Here is a 14,751-nt window from a genome sequence, read left to right as displayed (position 1 = left end):
CGGCTCCTTCCGATTACTATCAAAACAATGACTGTTGCTTCGGAATAGCTTCCGATTCGGCCTTAGCTTCTGGTCTGATAAACTCATCCAACAGAAAGTACCTGCTCTTCGTCAGGCCACCTACGTACTCCGGGAACTCCCATTCGCCGACGATTCGCCCTACTTCAATGTGATTCTTGGTCTCAAAGATCGACGTGTACGGGTAGGGGCCTTCTATGCGGGGATGGACGTCAATCGTCATCGCGCAGATCGCTTCGAAGAATGTGTCGCGATCAACCTCTGTAGTAGCCACGTTCATGACGATCCTCTCTCTTCTTATCGCTTCAAGTTGACGCGTCCCCACGAATCGAAGCGGCTTCCACTTCAAACTTAAACACGTACGCATCCTCCTCCGAGTCCTCGTAATGGCCCTTGAGAATCTTGGATGCCACAAAGCCAGACGCTGCGAAGAACAGTTGCGCGTCCAGATTCGATTCCCGGACTTCCAGAACGATTGACTTACGGCGATAAGGGCTGAGTTTGCTCACCAGCTTCCGCACCATCTGTGAGCCAATACCACGACGTTGCATAGATGGCATGACGGCGAAGTTAAGGACGTGCAGACTTCGCTTCTTTAGATTAAGTTCATAGAACATGTAGCCAACAATCGTGTCATCCCGCTCAGCGACCATGCCGATGCACTCTCGGTGCCTCAGGCAATTGTGAACGTCTTCTTCGGTCCACGGGAATTCGAACGCCAAATGCTCGATTGCCATGACCTCCGGCATATCACGGCGGATCATCCATCGGATTTGGACATTTGCCACTCGGTCTTTAATTTGTGCCTCAGTCATCGTCGTTCAGCCTCCAATTCTTGTTGTTCCCGACGTTGCCGAGTGGCCACACCCTTCAGTGCCGCATCTCTCCGCAACCTCTTTACGATCCAGCTTGGGAAATTCTTCCGGTGCTCAATTCCTCGAAGATCCGTCACGGGGTACCACCAAATGTTTCCGCTCTCGACGTAGACAGCGACCAGATTCGGCGGAACTTCATCGCTATTGCACACGATGCCGTGAAAGCCTTTCGCGTCGTTGAACACGACGAGACCGACCGGGAACGCGATGGCGCGAGTCTCCTTCAATGCCTGCTCCGCATTCTTGAAATGCGAAACCAACTCGTTCCAGCAGGTTTGGGAGAACTTCGGAGCCCACATCGATCACGTTCCTTTCTAGTACCGCTAATCGTCCTTAGCGGATATCTAAACGCTGCCTGGTCGTGCGAGTGAGTACTTATTTCCCCGGACTGCGAACCGCGACGGGTTGGCATCCAAGGCCTGCACAACCGATTCGACATCGAGCTGCAACTGTTCTGCGATCGACTCAGGCGAGGCCTCGCCGGCTGCAGACAGATAGACGGTCACCTGCTCGAGAGTCGTCCGCGTTCTCTTAGCATCAACGACACGAACAGATTCCTGGGGCTCCTGCTCGTCTGCAAAATTGTTCACGACCACTGTCTGCGGCGCGGAATCCGCCCCGAGCATCTTCAACAGGAAGTTCGCGCTCGGAATATGGCCCTGTTTCGCTTTCTCTACGAACGTTCCCACGATCTGCTGCAGATCGTCCTTTTTGATCGTTTCAGCTAACACATTGTCGAGCATCTGCAGGCCCGATGATTTCACTGTCGCACTAATCGACGCGAGTGTCATTTGCTTTGCCATTGTCCGCTTCCTTTCTGATTCGAACCGCCAGTTCCGAGAGACCGTAAAAGTGTGAATTACAACCCTGACCGCCGCGTTTCCCACGCTGCCCATTTGGCAACTTAGGAGACCGAATAACGAGTCCCCGCCTCATGAGATGAGCTAAATAAGACCCCTCGGGATCCTTTGATTTCAGACTTGATCGGGAACCGTGCCACTCCAGTCCCATCAACTCGCAAAGTTGTCGCCGATTGAGGAGCCCATGCTGCCCAAGGAGACTGAGAATCTGCACATGTCGCGGACGTAGATTTGCTGGCCACCCAGCATCCGCTGCAAACTTTTGAAAAGCTCGCTTTCGCAACTCCCCGAGTGACGTTACACCCTGGGTTTCAAGGTGCTTCTTTACTTGCAATGATACCCGTTGCCGATACCTGTCCGATCTCCCTGCAGGACGCACACCAGCCTGTTTCATAAGCGTCGAAACGTAACGGCGATTGACGTTCAACGACCCGCAAATTTCCGATTGCGACATGCCAGCAGCCACGCTCTCGACGAGAATCTGCTTCCAATTTGGTGGAATCTTGCTCGGTGGCCTTTTACCTGTAATCCCCATCGCGAAGGCTTTTCGGTGAATCGCTGACACGTCTCGACCAAGATGTGCTGCGATTTCTCGCGCCGGCATCTGTCGGTAGTTCTGGCGAAGATACTCCTTCTCGCCTGCTGAGAAGTTTCTTCCTGTCAAACATGTAGCGGCACTACTTTGCATGGTCTCTCCGTTACGGAACGTCACACCCCCGCCAGTTCCAGTTGACGCTCCCGTCGCGTGGTCGATTTCGGCTCACGCAGCCACGGGCAGTTTGCGGAGACGAGTGCCGCCGCCCCCCGCGAAATTATCGACGATCATCCACCGGCGAGCGTGCAGCTTGTTGACTGGTAACTTTCTCAAGATTTCCCTTTCTTGCGCTTATTCAGCGTGCGGCACAGATCCTGGCACTGGGCTAACGTCGCGACTTTTCCCGGGTGGACTTCCTCGGTCCGCAGTCGATCGCGCTTGTGTCGTACTGCTTGGAACCAGTTCCCGTGGGACCGAGGCACCCATCGACCCGCATCCAGGTCGGACATCACGTCCGGTTCATCTCGTTGCTGGGACATGCTGTCCGCCTCCCTCTCAATAACTGGGGTCGACCTGCGAATCAGACTGCTGCGGTACCCGCTGAGGCTGTCCACCCGTGGTGATGTACCGGAGGTAGTCGCGCAACTCGTTCACGATCTCCGTGGGGACGTCGGCGGAGACTGACTCGTCGATGAGCCATCCGACCTCGGATTCGATGGCAGCCTGCAGGGAGACGTGCGAGAAGTCGGGTTGCAGTTCCGGCCATTCGTCGCCGATCTGCACCGGTTCGCTTGCCCCCTCAATTTGGACGATCAGATCCGACGCGATGTAGTACTTGCCGTCCGGACCGATTCCCACGTTCAGGACGCAAGAGGCCGCATCGTTCTTGATTGGTACCAGATAGTCGTCTGTCTCGGTGAAGACGCCCGCCTCGTCGACGTAGTGTTTGCTCGATCGCTGCGAATCGAACAGAGTCGGCTGACGCACTTCCGCGGGCTCAGTTTCGTCGGATTCACCGCGTTCCGGGTTCTCGGACTCATCCCGGCTGCTCTCGTCGGTCGCATCGCCCAGGGGTGTGATTCGACAGCTTCCGTTCGATTTCCAGAACGTGTCGAAGGCGTCGACGAGCGTCAGTTCGTCCTTCGGCACAAAGCAGGAGAACTGCCAGTCAGTATGCGTCCGGACGTACCGTTTCACCTCGGTGATACAGGTGATGATTTGCGACATCCCGGGCAGGTTCGCCTGGTCCCACTCGTTGGCCTTCCGCAGGCCGAATTCCAGTTCAATGCGCGTCCAGCCCCACAACTCATCGGCTCGAGACGGACTGATCTCCTCCAGGGGGACCTGGAACGTCATCTTGATCTTTTCTTCGCAGTCGTCGCCGTCCGGTTTCGTCGGGCTTGGCTTGCCGTACTTGCACCGCATCAATGAGCGACGGACCACTTCCTGCTCAGCTCGGTAGGGTGCGATCTCGTCCAGCAGTGCCTTGGACGCGAATGGTTGCAGACAGGTTGGTACCGGTGAGAGCACGCCTGTTTTTCGACTGTTGCACCAGCGAGCGGCGATTCCCTGTTCTTCATCGGAGAGGGCCCGCCACTGAGTCTCTTCGATCAGCACACCGACATTGTCAAATGCGTTCATCAACTCGGCGAGGTCGACCTGCCTGGCGACGACGTCGGGATCGTCGAAGTTGTGGCCGTTAGTTTCCTCTGCAGGTTCTGCGTGGCCAGGATTGTCAGCTTCCGCATCCGCAATGACTTTGTCGGTCTCGTCCCATCCTCTGTTCCACTCGGCAAACAGAACCGGTTGATCTGTGTCGCTGTGAGGATTACTTCCTCGCTCCGCGCCTTCAGCGGAGGCGTTCGCGCCCGCCGTGTACGCCGAGAGTTTTTCTGTCTTGGTTGGCGCTTTTGGCTTTGCTGTTTTCGTTGCCATCTGGTTGAGTCCGTTCGTTGATGAGTGTTGCGCAAGAATTTAAAAGACTGAGTTGGTCCGACAGTTATTGGGCCACCTCCGGGAACTGTCGGACGCGAAGAGCTTCCGGCCATTCGGAGGGATCGCCACCCTTTTTGTCTACAGGCGCCATTTCTGCGACTTGACCGTAGACACTGGTGCAAATGGGCTTCGATCCTATTTGCTTGTGAAATACAGGCACGTTGGCCACTCGACATTGATTGATGATTGACTCAATCCAGGCGTAGTCGCACGACCTGGCGTTCGGTCCGCTTTCTCCGCCAACGATTACCCAGTTCAGATACGGCACCTTCATCTCACCTCCGTTGAACGAGTGAGGTTCGAGAGGAGACCAGTTGCGTTCCGTCTCGTTTTCGCCCCAATACTTCATCCGGAAGTCGATTGATCCGAGTAGAGGCTCAAGTGAGCAGAACAATGTGATATGTGGAGTCACCCATCGCATTGGGCGAAACTCTCGCATGTTCGTTTCAAATGTCGCTTGATCTGATGCGCTGAAACCAAACCAGACATTACCCGGCAACGCGTTCAGCGGACGACGGTACAACTCCATCCACTGACTATCAGTGGCGAGTCCGTCATCATCGAATTCATAGTCGTCCTCGACACCGATTTTCGCTAATCCGGCGCGATCAATGATCGATTCGGCGATTGGACACTCGTGACAATGACAAGATTCTTCCTCGCCCCTCATTTCATTGGCGGGATGATTGCACACCCACTCCAAGTCCTCGGTGTCGCCGACGTATCCGCACTGGTTGCGCATGCGAATATCGTCCATGTGGATCACATCACCTTGCTTGAATGGTCGGCGGTCAACGTCCGTCCACCCAAAAGCCAACCGTGCCGATCTCTCACGCACATACTTCAGAAGACGACCAGGGCGTTTTGTCAGAACAAGATGTGTGTGCTGCGGTGAATGCCACATCGCATCAAAGCACTTGTCGATCATCTCGTCCGGCACGAAGTCTCCGAACAGATCTGACATGTCGCACCAGAAGTACCGGGTCGGCTTTTTCCGTTTCCGCACTTCGTCGAGTTTCGTTTCATCAAGCCAGATCTCCACGTCGTCGCGTTTCTGGCCGCTCCCGAACGACGGCATTTGAAACCGTCTCTGCAAGTTTGATGCGTAACAGTTTGCACATCCTGACGCGATTTTTTCGCAGTAATGACCAACAGCCCCCGTTGCCGTATGTCGTGCGCGGATAGGGTTCAAACTGTGATCCGCCCATTCAATCGTTGTTTTTCCCATCACCGTACTCCCAAAATGTTCGCGAATCTGCCCGCCGCAATGGATGCATCTGTTTCCGACAGTTTCTTATTCATCGCAGCCTTTTGGCCCTCTGCCTTCGCCACGTAGTACTCGAGCGACTCATTCGCTGACCCGTCGAGATTCGACGTTCGCGCCCGGTACTCCGGTGGCTTCGACCGGCTGAGCAGTTCCCGCGCTCTGTCCATGTCCTCATTGCGGACGACGGCCGTCCACGGGACTGGGACCAACTGCGTCCCGCGTTTGACGTTGCGGATGCCGTTTCGCATCGTCCAGGTAAACAGCGCCGCAGGCCGGATCTTCTCGAGGTCGCAGCAGTTCACAGCCAGCCCAACGAAATCCTGCCACTCGATTTCGCGGACGCAGCCGAGCTTGCGCGCAGTTCGGAACGTCGCCTCCAGGAACGGAACGCTCAACAACTCTTTCGACGTTGTGTTAGGCGGAAGCCGAAACTGTGAACGCATGGAGTCGGGGGGGGCACCAGGTTGGCTGGCCGTGAGCGGTTGAGATCGCACGCTGGTCGGGGCGTGCTTGGTGGGATCTGCCGCAAGAGAGACGGTTCGCTCGGTGTGGTGCCTGGCCTCACTTCGCTGAGACACCCCCCGACTCGATGAGTTCACTTCGTTGCGGACTACACTGTCGGCTCGAGTGAATAAGTCAGGCTGACGACATGGTCGATCTTGAATACTTTGAGGATGTACTGCCCGGGGAGATGGATCGCTCGCATGGCTGCTTGTTGAGCGTCGCCGCTGTTCAGGTACTTCCCGCACAGGGTGATCACTCGAACGTGCTCGGCGGGATTCTCCGGCGACTGCAGGAACACTTCGACGCGGTAGTTGCTCATCGTTATCCCAATCAAAATAGGTTTGTCGCGGATCGTCCTTTCGTCCGCGAGGCGATTTCACCGTCGGCCGAGTGGCCGACATGACTGTCTGGATCAGAGCTCCGATGATTGCGACGGTGCGGGAGAGCAGCTTTGGCTTTGTGCCTGTTCGCTTTCGAGAGTGAACGTCCACCCTTTCGAGGTCACCACCCGCCGCCATTCCTCTCGTTTCGCCGCGGCTTGCTGCAGCGTCATCCACGCGCTGACACTCACTGTCGGCTTCCTGTACCGGTTCTCGGTCAGCGACCCCGGCAGGAAGTTCATCACAATTTCCGCTCTGACTCGGTATCGCATAAGAACATGCCCTTCCACGTCCGCCAGTGACCTCGATCGCCCCTTCGGAACGGAGAACTTCCAGTCGTCGCCCTAGAGTTCGGACGGAGATTCCGCACTCGGCAGCAAGCTCCGCCTGCGTCCCCGTCCACGGTCCTGCCGCAGACAGGTGCGCAATGACGGACAGCACTGACTGTGCGTCCTGCACCGATGATGGCCTCCGAGCCCCTGACACGATCCGTCACTCTCCGTTGTTCGTCTTTGTTGCTTGCTGTCGGGTCCGACGATACGTTTTCACTGCACTGATCGATCTTGCGATCTGTTCGATGGCGTACTTCGCGTGACTCCGATGGCCCTTTGCGCCGGACTCCGCTGCGAATTCGAGTCGCCCGAGAAGGTTCGGCAGCACGAGATCTCTTTCGAATATGTCCAGTTCGCCAAAGTCATCCATGAGGCGGTCGACTTGTTTGGATCCGCTCATTGGAAAAGCTCCCTCTGTTGGCGGTTTTTCCTACGTCGTGGCTTCGGTGGACTGCGTTCTGATTTCGGAGCCCATGGTGTCTGCAACCGTTTGACTCCGAGTTCGGCGTATTCCGAATTGGCTTCGATGCCGATGAACTCACAGCCCATGTTGATGGCCACCTGACCGGTCGTCATTGAGCCGCCGAACGGATCGAGGACGACTGGCCGAGCGGGTTTCCTCGACAGACTGCTGCAGCAAGTTTGATGGACGGACTTGTCCGACAGCGTGACCCATCCAGGTCGCGACGTGTCCGATGCCTCACAGTCGCAGAAAGCGCATCCGCAGGTAGGCAGGTACTCATGCACCTTTGTCACCGTCGAATGCCGATTCGGATCTCGGTTACCGCAGATCGACCCGCTGTGCCGTTCGTAGGGCGACCCCTCGTCGTCAGATACCCGATTCACCTTTGAATTGTGCCCGGGCCTTGTTGGCACCCGCTCAGTTGTTACGACAGGGGCAAACTGCTTCCCGCATAATGAGCAGCACCCACCTCGAGACGTTCCAGCAATCAGACATCGTCGGACCAATTCCGTTGGGTACGTGGCGAAGTGGGCTTCTTTGTACGACTCGGAGGAAATGCGCCAGACCGACCGCATGTTTCGCGTGGCGGAATCATCTGACGCTCTGGGGCCAGATTGCGTTCTATCACCGCCAGAACGCTTACCTGTTTTGCCAGAATCGAACCGACTTCCTGCCGCCCCTCGTACAGCAGGCTCCTTCGACCCATCCCCATCGCAAAAATATGTCGACGACTTCGTGAACATGAAAATCTGTTCATGGCTTTTCGTGGGACGCCACGATCCTTGCTTCAGGGCACCGTCACGGAATCGCCAGCCGCTCACTGACTCCGGCATTGGTGAAGTCTTCGCCCAGATGATTTCCGACCGTAGAATCCAGCCGTCTTCCTGCAACGCGAACGCAACACGCCATGGAATTCCGATCGCATTGCCTGACCGCATACCGAAGTTCATTCGATTCGGTTGGGTATTGATCATTCCTGCACGCAAAAACCGCTGACCCTGATCACCCCCTCCGGGTGAACGCCCTACTGATCCACCGCCCGTTGCATACGAATCACCTAGGTTCAGAAACAGCACTCCGTCGTCCCGGAGAACTCGCTTCACACCGCAGAAGACATCAACCAACCGGCAGACGAACTCGTGCGGAGTCTTCTCAGATCCAATCTGCCCCTCGTATCCGTAGTCCCGCAGTCCCCAGTACGGCGGCGACGTCACAACGCAATGGACGCTGCTGTCGGGGATCTGCCCGAGGCCCTCCATCACGTCGCAGACGTGGATCGTCCAGTGCTCACCGCTGAGTGTTTTCACGGTTACTCCCTCGACAGCGGCATAATGACGTGGAGGTAATCGCCCTGGCTGAAGAGCACGCGGTCATCCGCTGCAATCAGACCCACTTCGATCGATGTTTCGTCCAGGCCCTTCAAGTACTCGCCGAGGTACCGGCCATCCAAGGTGATCGTCAACTCCGGGCCGTCGTAACTGATCGGCATACGCACTTTGGCCTGCCCGATCTCCGCCGCCCCGCTGCTGACGACGAGCTCGGTTTTCGTGAACTTCAGGTCGACTCCGCGGCTTTCCTCGTTCGTTGCGATATTGGCTTGGCGAACGAGGCTCGCGACATGCTTTGGGATCAACTGCACCCTCGAACGGAGGGAGTCCTGGGTTGGGACCACTTTCCTGTAATCCGGAAACCGTCCCTGAATAACCTGACTGAGGATCGTGACGGGCCCCGACCGGAAGGCAACGTCATTCGTCTGGATGCTGATGTGGCACTCGGTATCATGTATCGATTTTTCCACGAGCTGCATCGCCCGTTTAGGAATGACGGGGATGATTGTTTCGACATGCCCCTCCACGCCGCTCATCGCTGATACCACGCAGAGGCGCCGGGAGTCGGTCGCTGCGAGAGTTGTCCGGTGTGGCCCGCACTCAATCTGGATCCCGCCCAGGGCGTACCGCGCGGAGGCCTCGTCGCAAGCAAAGATCGTCTGCCGAATCATCTTTCGCAGCGATACAGAGTCGAGTTTGAAGTAAGACGATGCCTTAAACGCTGGGACCGGCGGAAACTCCTTGGGATCGGCGGTCTGGAGGTCGAAGGTCGCGGATCCAGACTTGATGTGCAGCTTGCCGTCGGAAGGGGTCAGTTCGACGGCTTCCACATTGAGCTCTCTCAGCACAGACAGCATTCTTGCGGCAGGGATCAGAGACTGGCACTTCTCGGCCGCGACGTCGACTTGCATCCGCATGTGGACTTCGCCGTCACTGGCCGTCAGGGTGATCTGGCTACCATCGCTGATGAACAGGACATTTTTGAGGATGTCCTTCGTGGTACGCGCCGAGACGCAGGCCGCGACGGTCGCGAAGGAATCTGCGAAGGCCTTCAGGTCAAACTCAATCATGTGCGTGCTCCATTCGGTGTAGGTACCCAACTGATCAGCACGCCAGCGAACGGCAGCCCATGGGCGGTACGGTGCCAATCCTGCATCTCGTTGAACGACGCGAATCCGTCGGCAACGGCGAGGCCCTCACACTGGTCGGGATTCAATTCCCATTCATCCAGGAATGCGCCTGTTTCGGTGATCTGGATCGTCTCGACCTTAGAACAGACTTCCTGTCGCAGGGTGCGCTGCTTCGACCGGTAGGCTTTCCCACTCCAGCAGCGGAGCGACAGTTCATCCCCGGGCTTAACGGGATTCACTGGTGCCCGGCGGATTGTGTGACGTTTGTCGCCACTCTCGACGCGCGGCACGAACCGCTCTTGGAACATGAGTACTTTCATCAGGCCCGTACCTTTCGAAACACGACACGGCTCTCCGAGTCGGTTTCCTCAGCTCGCTGCAGGATCCGCCCGGAACGCTCGACGACGACGCCCGTTGAAAATGGCTCCGAGTACACGTCCACAATCCGAGCCAACCAGGCGGCATGACAGAGCGGGACATCGCCCATCCCGTTCCAGCGGACGCACCAGCAGCCGAGCGTCTTGCCCTGCAGGCCGAGAAACTTTTCTCTGTTCAGTGGCTGGGTGTTGAGCACGTCTTTCAGGTGACGGGTGTACCGAAAGAGCCACTCGATTTTTTCGGTGAGCGTGAACCCATTTTCGAACTTAAATGGGTTTCCAAGCCCGCTGTTCGGCCAGATGAGACCCTCATGTTTCCCCTGGCGAATGAAGAACTCACGGCCCACGTAGACATTCTGCGGGTCGGCCGTCCACTCGTCGGGGTTGAGGCCTCGCACGTTTACGACCGTGGTGTTTCGCAGGATTGTTTGTGTCATTCCAGAACCTCCGTTTTCCGCTGCAGAGTCACTTCGCAGCTCTGGCCTTCTTTGGCTTCTTCGCCTTGCCGTTGATGGCAATGTCCACGCATTCCCGCTGCGTCTCATTTGTTGGTTGGTCGTAGCCCACGATTTGGAGAGCCACACGAGCCAGTGCGTAAGCGTCGTACTCGTCCGATGAACCGAACTGGACGCCGTACTTGGCCGTCATCGCCGCAATCAGGGCTGTTTTGTCGCCCGCGCCTCGTCCCGTCGCCCACTTCTTCAGGCTGAGCGGGTTCACCTCGATGAGGCGAAAGGACCGTGTCAGTACGTACCGGAGGAGTCCACCGTATTCGACTCGTTCGTTCGCTCCAGGCATGTTGCTGCCGAATGCGTAGCCCTCGATGCAGATCATCGTCGGCTTGAACGCGTCGCCGATTTTCTTGATCTCCCAGACCATCTTCTCGTACCGGTCCATTCGAGCTTGTGCCGATGGGCCGCACGGTGGCGTGGAGACGATCGTTTTCGATGCGATTGATCCCGCTTCTGTCAGGACGATTACGCCTGTGCCAGAGAGCGAGGGGTCGATTCCGATGACGTGATTCATTGGGACTCCGTTCCGATTTGCGTGAATTGCGAGATCGATCCTGCATCGCCGTTCTGCTGGCTTGTTCGCTTTATCTTTTCCGCGCAGGTGGTCGACTGACCTGTGCAACGCTGCCAGCTTGGGTTGCAACCAATCCCCGTCTCGTCCGCGAGTGTTCGTGTCGGGCGATTACGGATCGATCTCACAAATGCAGGGCGGCGGATTCGAACCACCTGTTCCAGGAGAGATAAAGCTCCCTCATCCCTGCGCGACGCATTTGGTTGCGTCCGTCCCCCACGGACAGCCACTAGCGTGTCCTGCTGCAGCGTGGCATCCGTGGTCTGTCCTGAGTCCCGCGGAGAGACCAGGGTCGAAAGGGCTGCAGCCGGGTTGTTCTAGGATGCAGTTGTGGACTGCTGGCTTGCCTTAAATTTCAGGAACGCTTCGTACTGTTCTGGCGACATTTGCGGCCCTGCCGCTTGTGCTACAGGAGGCGCTGTTTGTCGCGGGAGAATTTTCACGACAATGGTCTTCATCTGGTTCGGACCGGCTGTAATCGTGATCCACTTCCCGATCGCTTCACTCGGGCTGGTTCCAAACAGTTCTTTCAGTGTTTGGCGTGAATCGCGGCTGACCCGCAGCCACTTCTTGTCGTTCGTGAAGACGAGCACCGCCCGCGGCAGATCATCCCCGTATTGCTCGAGCTGGATCGAACCGATCTGCAGAACCACCTCTTTGCCCATGCAATGTTCTGGTCCCCAGTACTGATCGGGAACCACTTCTTCCCACGACCTGCCGTCGTGGCTGACGTCTTTGTAAACCGGTTTATTTTCACCAATACTCACTTCAGTACCTTTCACCACGAAACAAGAACCCCAGACTCGACACGCATCGTGTCCGGACCAAGTGCCCACGCGGGCAACTGCCACTCCTCTGGACTCTCACTGCCAGGCCAGACATTCGCTTCGCGACATTCCGCGATTTGTCTGAGCAGTGTTCTGTATTGGGTCCGACCAATGTTGATCGCCTCAGCACTGAGCGGTGCGGCTTGCACGTCGTAGGGGCTCGACGTTTCGACGGCGGTGATCGTGAACGTGTGCTCCACCCCGGTCAGTTGCTCGAGCCCGTCCAGGTAGAACGCCCCTTGTCGGTGGTATCCTCGTCGGGCAATGACGTTATGGAACTGGCTGGCATCCGCAGTTGTTTTGAGGTCCCCGACAAGTCGCCGGTCCCGCTGCAGGCAGTCCACGCGACCTTTGCAAAGCAGCCCGGTCTCTTCGTCGATCCAGACGATCGCGACTTCGTTCTGCGTCTCTGTACGCACGGCCAAGTACTCGCTCGCCCGCTCATGTAGGGACAGGGCTCGGACGACGCCGAGCATGGTGTTGAACTCGGTGTCACTCACGAAGATCTTGCCGGCGTGCTTCTCTTTGAAGTCCGCCACGAGTTCCTTGTAGGCCTTGGACCCACGCGGGCTGTCGTACATGGACCCATCGGGCTTTCGCACTTCTGCGGCAAACTTTGATTCCGGCACGACTGCGTATTGTTGCGATATCAGCAGCGGCTCGAACTTGCCCGCGTGGCAGAGCGTGCCGAGCCGCATTGGCGGAGTTTCTTCAACAGGCTGCTGCGCGTTGTAATGAGCCATTGACTTCGCCGCCGCGTGGAGGCTGCTGTTGCTGATTGCCGCCCACGAGAGGTACTCATCGAACGGGATATCGCAGTAGATTCCTGGCTTTGGACAGGCTTCGATTAATGACATTCGCAAAGGCCTCCGTTGTCGGCATAGGGCCCGTTTGGGCCTTTTGGATCTTGGTCGCTGTAATGCTGACCTGGGATTCCGTAGTGCGATTCGCCGTCACCACAGCAGTCGCAGACAGCGACGTCATGCGCCTCACTGCAGACCCCACACGGCGGAGCAATGTGACATGAGCAATCGCCTAGGATCCGTGGATCTGGATGCTCTGCCAGCCAGTCCGAGATCGCTGCGGGATCGTCTCGGTTAACCGTTTCTGGCAACTGGTCCACATTAAGGAAGCCCGTTCCATCACAGCGGGTGCACTTAAGACTCATCACGCTCTCCCCTGACAGATGGACCAGACATAACCTGCGGCAATCACCGCACACGCTGACAGCAGGATGTGCCCCGGCTCCATCAGATCACCTCCGCTTCCAGCTCTGCCCCGACATCGAATGACTTGGAGCTCTCAGCGGTGAACACGATCAGGTCGGTGGTCGAAACGTGGTCCGCGATGATCTTGCGGTTGGGGCCGTCGAGTGATTCCCAAGCCTCTTGTGGCACAGCGAGTACTCCACGCTGCCCCTTTCGCTTGAAGGCTGCGACGGCCAGATCTAGAGCCAATCGCCACCGTTCCCCGTGGCTCAGATCTGCGTAGTAGCACTCGGTGCGAATTGGATGAGGCACGATAATGCGGAGTTGCTCGTCCAGCTTCAGCCCTGGCACGAGCGACTTCACGCCGTTTGCCAGTACGTCGAGCGTGGACGCTGCCGCATCGCGGAGGAACTCGGCACGCTGAACGGCGGCAGCGCGTTGCGCGTCGAGTTCCTCCGCTTCAGACTTACGGGCGAGAGCGTTCCGGACCAACACCCCTGTTTCGCTGGCCTTGCGGGCGGCTTCAACTGCGGCAGCCGCGGCGGAAATCGTCGCTTCGCTGGGGGCCTCGATGCTGTTGGTTGCCTCGAGAGTTTCCCGCCACCCCGCGATAGCTGCTTCGTGCGACTTCGCGCTTTCGTGTGACGCCACAGCCAGAGACAGTTCCGTGTTTGCAGCTTGGAGGTCGGCTTTCGCTTCCCGGAGTTTGTTTTCCAAGTCGGTCACGACTCGGGCCATGCTGTCACGATCTTCGGTCGCCCGATCAACTCGGTCAGCCGCTTCTTTAACTGACTGACCGGTATATCCAGCCACAGCCTTATTCAGTGCAGCTTCGGCCTGCTGACGGGCCAGTGCGGTGCGACCTGCTGCGTCAAGACGCTCTTTCAATGCGGACTGTTCGCGAATCGCAGTTTCGAGCCGCTGTTGCAGGACTTCGCGGTCGTGTTCGGCGTTCAGGTCCAGCCCGTCGAGTGATGCCAGCTTGGATTTGACCTCACCGAACAGGCGCTCGGCTCGTTGGGATTGGAGGCGCGAGGCCGATTCAAAATCCCGCTTAATCTTTGCAGCCAGTTCAACCGGGTCCGTTGCGGCCAGCGATTCGGGCTTCACGATCTCCAGGAACTCGGCTGGCGTTTTCGTGAGGCACTCGAACATCTTGGGATCGGCTTGAAGGCCAGCGAGTGCGACGAGGGCCTTGAGTCTTTTGCCGTCGGCTGCGACAGGATCTTTGACGTTCGGGTCAACGAAGTCCGCGATCGACAGTTTGTCCTCAACAGCCGTGACCAGCAGGTCGCCTGTGCGGCGATTGGTCCCGCCACGCCCAACCTTGATCTGCACCCCGAATCCGATCGCGGTACCGCCGATCGTTCCGTCGCGTGATTCAAGCCTGGCCTCGCCGCGGGTCAGGGCGTCGATTGCCTCCAGGGCCGTTGATTTGCCCCGGCCGTTGCACCCTCGCAACACGGTGATCGTGCCGGGTTTGGCGGCCAGCTCAAGGTGTTCGATGGGGCCGATGTTGTTAATAACAATGCCGGGTTCCACTACTGCAGAGATCATTTGGACAGCCTT

Annotated in this window: 17 protein-coding genes; all 17 read right to left on the bottom strand. The window is 57.5% G+C overall.

All coding sequences use genetic code 11. The annotated features are described in order from the left end of the window. Positions 1-19: 19 nt before the first annotated feature. Positions 20-298 carry a hypothetical protein gene (locus tag ACGY09_RS04565; protein WP_397570631.1) on the bottom strand — a complete coding sequence of 93 codons (279 nt, stop codon included), beginning with the start codon at positions 296-298 and terminating at the stop codon, positions 20-22. Between the two features lie 25 nt (positions 299-323). Continuing rightward, positions 324-833 carry a ribosomal protein S18-alanine N-acetyltransferase gene (gene rimI / locus ACGY09_RS04560; protein ID WP_397570630.1) on the bottom strand — a complete coding sequence of 170 codons (510 nt, stop codon included), beginning with the start codon at positions 831-833 and terminating at the stop codon, positions 324-326. Then, the gene (locus ACGY09_RS04555; RefSeq protein ID WP_397570629.1) at positions 830-1,192 is read right to left on the bottom strand and encodes a hypothetical protein; all 363 of its coding nucleotides are present in this window, start codon (positions 1,190-1,192) and stop codon (positions 830-832) included. The genes rimI and ACGY09_RS04555 overlap by 4 nt, the downstream gene beginning before the upstream one ends. Before the next feature lie 45 nt (positions 1,193-1,237). Next, positions 1,238-1,696: a hypothetical protein gene (locus ACGY09_RS04550; RefSeq protein WP_397570627.1), complete on the bottom strand. Its 459-nt coding sequence runs from the start codon at positions 1,694-1,696 to the stop codon at positions 1,238-1,240. A 921-nt stretch (positions 1,697-2,617) separates the two neighbouring features. Beyond that, a complete protein-coding gene (locus ACGY09_RS04545; RefSeq protein WP_397570626.1) occupies positions 2,618-2,827 on the bottom strand; it encodes a hypothetical protein in 210 nt (69 codons plus the stop codon). A 16-nt stretch (positions 2,828-2,843) separates the two neighbouring features. Further along, entirely contained in the window at positions 2,844-4,223 is a 1,380-nt protein-coding gene (locus ACGY09_RS04540) for a hypothetical protein (protein WP_397570625.1), read from the bottom strand. Positions 4,224-4,287: 64 nt separating this feature from the next. Further along, the gene (locus tag ACGY09_RS04535) at positions 4,288-5,511 is read right to left on the bottom strand and encodes a DUF5131 family protein (protein ID WP_397570624.1); all 1,224 of its coding nucleotides are present in this window, start codon (positions 5,509-5,511) and stop codon (positions 4,288-4,290) included. Then, a complete protein-coding gene (locus ACGY09_RS04530; RefSeq protein ID WP_397570623.1) occupies positions 5,511-6,128 on the bottom strand; it encodes a hypothetical protein in 618 nt (205 codons plus the stop codon). The genes ACGY09_RS04535 and ACGY09_RS04530 overlap by 1 nt, the downstream gene beginning before the upstream one ends. A 32-nt stretch (positions 6,129-6,160) precedes the next feature. Further along, the gene (locus ACGY09_RS04525) at positions 6,161-6,373 is read right to left on the bottom strand and encodes a hypothetical protein (protein ID WP_397570622.1); all 213 of its coding nucleotides are present in this window, start codon (positions 6,371-6,373) and stop codon (positions 6,161-6,163) included. 789 nt (positions 6,374-7,162) lie between these two features. Further along, entirely contained in the window at positions 7,163-8,488 is a 1,326-nt protein-coding gene (locus tag ACGY09_RS04520) for a DNA-methyltransferase (protein WP_397571848.1), read from the bottom strand. A gap of 50 nt (positions 8,489-8,538) precedes the next feature. Beyond that, complete coding sequence (gene dnaN, locus ACGY09_RS04515; RefSeq protein ID WP_397570621.1) at positions 8,539-9,627, bottom strand: DNA polymerase III subunit beta; 1,089 nt, start codon at positions 9,625-9,627, stop codon at positions 8,539-8,541. Then, positions 9,624-10,007 carry an ASCH domain-containing protein gene (locus tag ACGY09_RS04510; RefSeq protein ID WP_397570620.1) on the bottom strand — a complete coding sequence of 128 codons (384 nt, stop codon included), beginning with the start codon at positions 10,005-10,007 and terminating at the stop codon, positions 9,624-9,626. Before ACGY09_RS04510 ends, dnaN begins: the two co-directional genes overlap by 4 nt. Next, the gene (locus ACGY09_RS04505) at positions 10,007-10,501 is read right to left on the bottom strand and encodes a DUF4326 domain-containing protein (RefSeq protein WP_397570619.1); all 495 of its coding nucleotides are present in this window, start codon (positions 10,499-10,501) and stop codon (positions 10,007-10,009) included. The genes ACGY09_RS04510 and ACGY09_RS04505 overlap by 1 nt, the downstream gene beginning before the upstream one ends. 28 nt (positions 10,502-10,529) lie before the next feature. Next, positions 10,530-11,090, bottom strand: coding sequence for a crossover junction endodeoxyribonuclease RuvC (locus ACGY09_RS04500; RefSeq protein ID WP_397570618.1), 561 nt, complete (start codon positions 11,088-11,090; stop codon positions 10,530-10,532). A gap of 374 nt (positions 11,091-11,464) precedes the next feature. After that, positions 11,465-11,914, bottom strand: coding sequence for a hypothetical protein (locus ACGY09_RS04495; protein ID WP_397570617.1), 450 nt, complete (start codon positions 11,912-11,914; stop codon positions 11,465-11,467). Between the two features lie 11 nt (positions 11,915-11,925). After that, positions 11,926-12,831 carry a PD-(D/E)XK nuclease-like domain-containing protein gene (locus ACGY09_RS04490; protein WP_397570616.1) on the bottom strand — a complete coding sequence of 302 codons (906 nt, stop codon included), beginning with the start codon at positions 12,829-12,831 and terminating at the stop codon, positions 11,926-11,928. Between the two features lie 393 nt (positions 12,832-13,224). Beyond that, a complete protein-coding gene (locus tag ACGY09_RS04485; protein WP_397570615.1) occupies positions 13,225-14,739 on the bottom strand; it encodes a hypothetical protein in 1,515 nt (504 codons plus the stop codon). Between the last annotated feature and the right edge of the window lie 12 nt (positions 14,740-14,751).

The organism is Schlesneria sphaerica, from assembly GCF_044336245.1.
Classification (GTDB): Bacteria; Planctomycetota; Planctomycetia; order Planctomycetales; family Planctomycetaceae; genus Schlesneria; species Schlesneria sphaerica.
This window is presented reverse-complemented; position numbering and strand designations above follow the sequence as displayed.

Bases quoted from the DNA above. Each gene is read 5' to 3' on its own strand.
- ACGY09_RS04520 (WP_397571848.1), bottom strand. From the start codon at position 8,488: ATGGAGGGCCTCGGGCAGATCCCCGACAGCAGCGTCCATTGCGTTGTG.
- rimI (WP_397570630.1), bottom strand. From the start codon at position 833: ATGACTGAGGCACAAATTAAAGACCGAGTGGCAAATGTCCAAATCCGA.
- ACGY09_RS04550 (WP_397570627.1), bottom strand. From the start codon at position 1,696: ATGGCAAAGCAAATGACACTCGCGTCGATTAGTGCGACAGTGAAATCA.
- ACGY09_RS04540 (WP_397570625.1), bottom strand. From the start codon at position 4,223: ATGGCAACGAAAACAGCAAAGCCAAAAGCGCCAACCAAGACAGAAAAA.
- ACGY09_RS04500 (WP_397570618.1), bottom strand. From the start codon at position 11,090: ATGAATCACGTCATCGGAATCGACCCCTCGCTCTCTGGCACAGGCGTA.
- ACGY09_RS04535 (WP_397570624.1), bottom strand. From the start codon at position 5,511: ATGGGAAAAACAACGATTGAATGGGCGGATCACAGTTTGAACCCTATC.
- ACGY09_RS04485 (WP_397570615.1), bottom strand. From the start codon at position 14,739: ATGATCTCTGCAGTAGTGGAACCCGGCATTGTTATTAACAACATCGGC.
- ACGY09_RS04525 (WP_397570622.1), bottom strand. From the start codon at position 6,373: ATGAGCAACTACCGCGTCGAAGTGTTCCTGCAGTCGCCGGAGAATCCC.
- ACGY09_RS04545 (WP_397570626.1), bottom strand. From the start codon at position 2,827: ATGTCCCAGCAACGAGATGAACCGGACGTGATGTCCGACCTGGATGCG.
- ACGY09_RS04490 (WP_397570616.1), bottom strand. From the start codon at position 12,831: ATGTCATTAATCGAAGCCTGTCCAAAGCCAGGAATCTACTGCGATATC.
- ACGY09_RS04555 (WP_397570629.1), bottom strand. From the start codon at position 1,192: ATGTGGGCTCCGAAGTTCTCCCAAACCTGCTGGAACGAGTTGGTTTCG.
- ACGY09_RS04505 (WP_397570619.1), bottom strand. From the start codon at position 10,501: ATGACACAAACAATCCTGCGAAACACCACGGTCGTAAACGTGCGAGGC.
- ACGY09_RS04565 (WP_397570631.1), bottom strand. From the start codon at position 298: ATGAACGTGGCTACTACAGAGGTTGATCGCGACACATTCTTCGAAGCG.
- ACGY09_RS04510 (WP_397570620.1), bottom strand. From the start codon at position 10,007: ATGAAAGTACTCATGTTCCAAGAGCGGTTCGTGCCGCGCGTCGAGAGT.
- dnaN (WP_397570621.1), bottom strand. From the start codon at position 9,627: ATGATTGAGTTTGACCTGAAGGCCTTCGCAGATTCCTTCGCGACCGTC.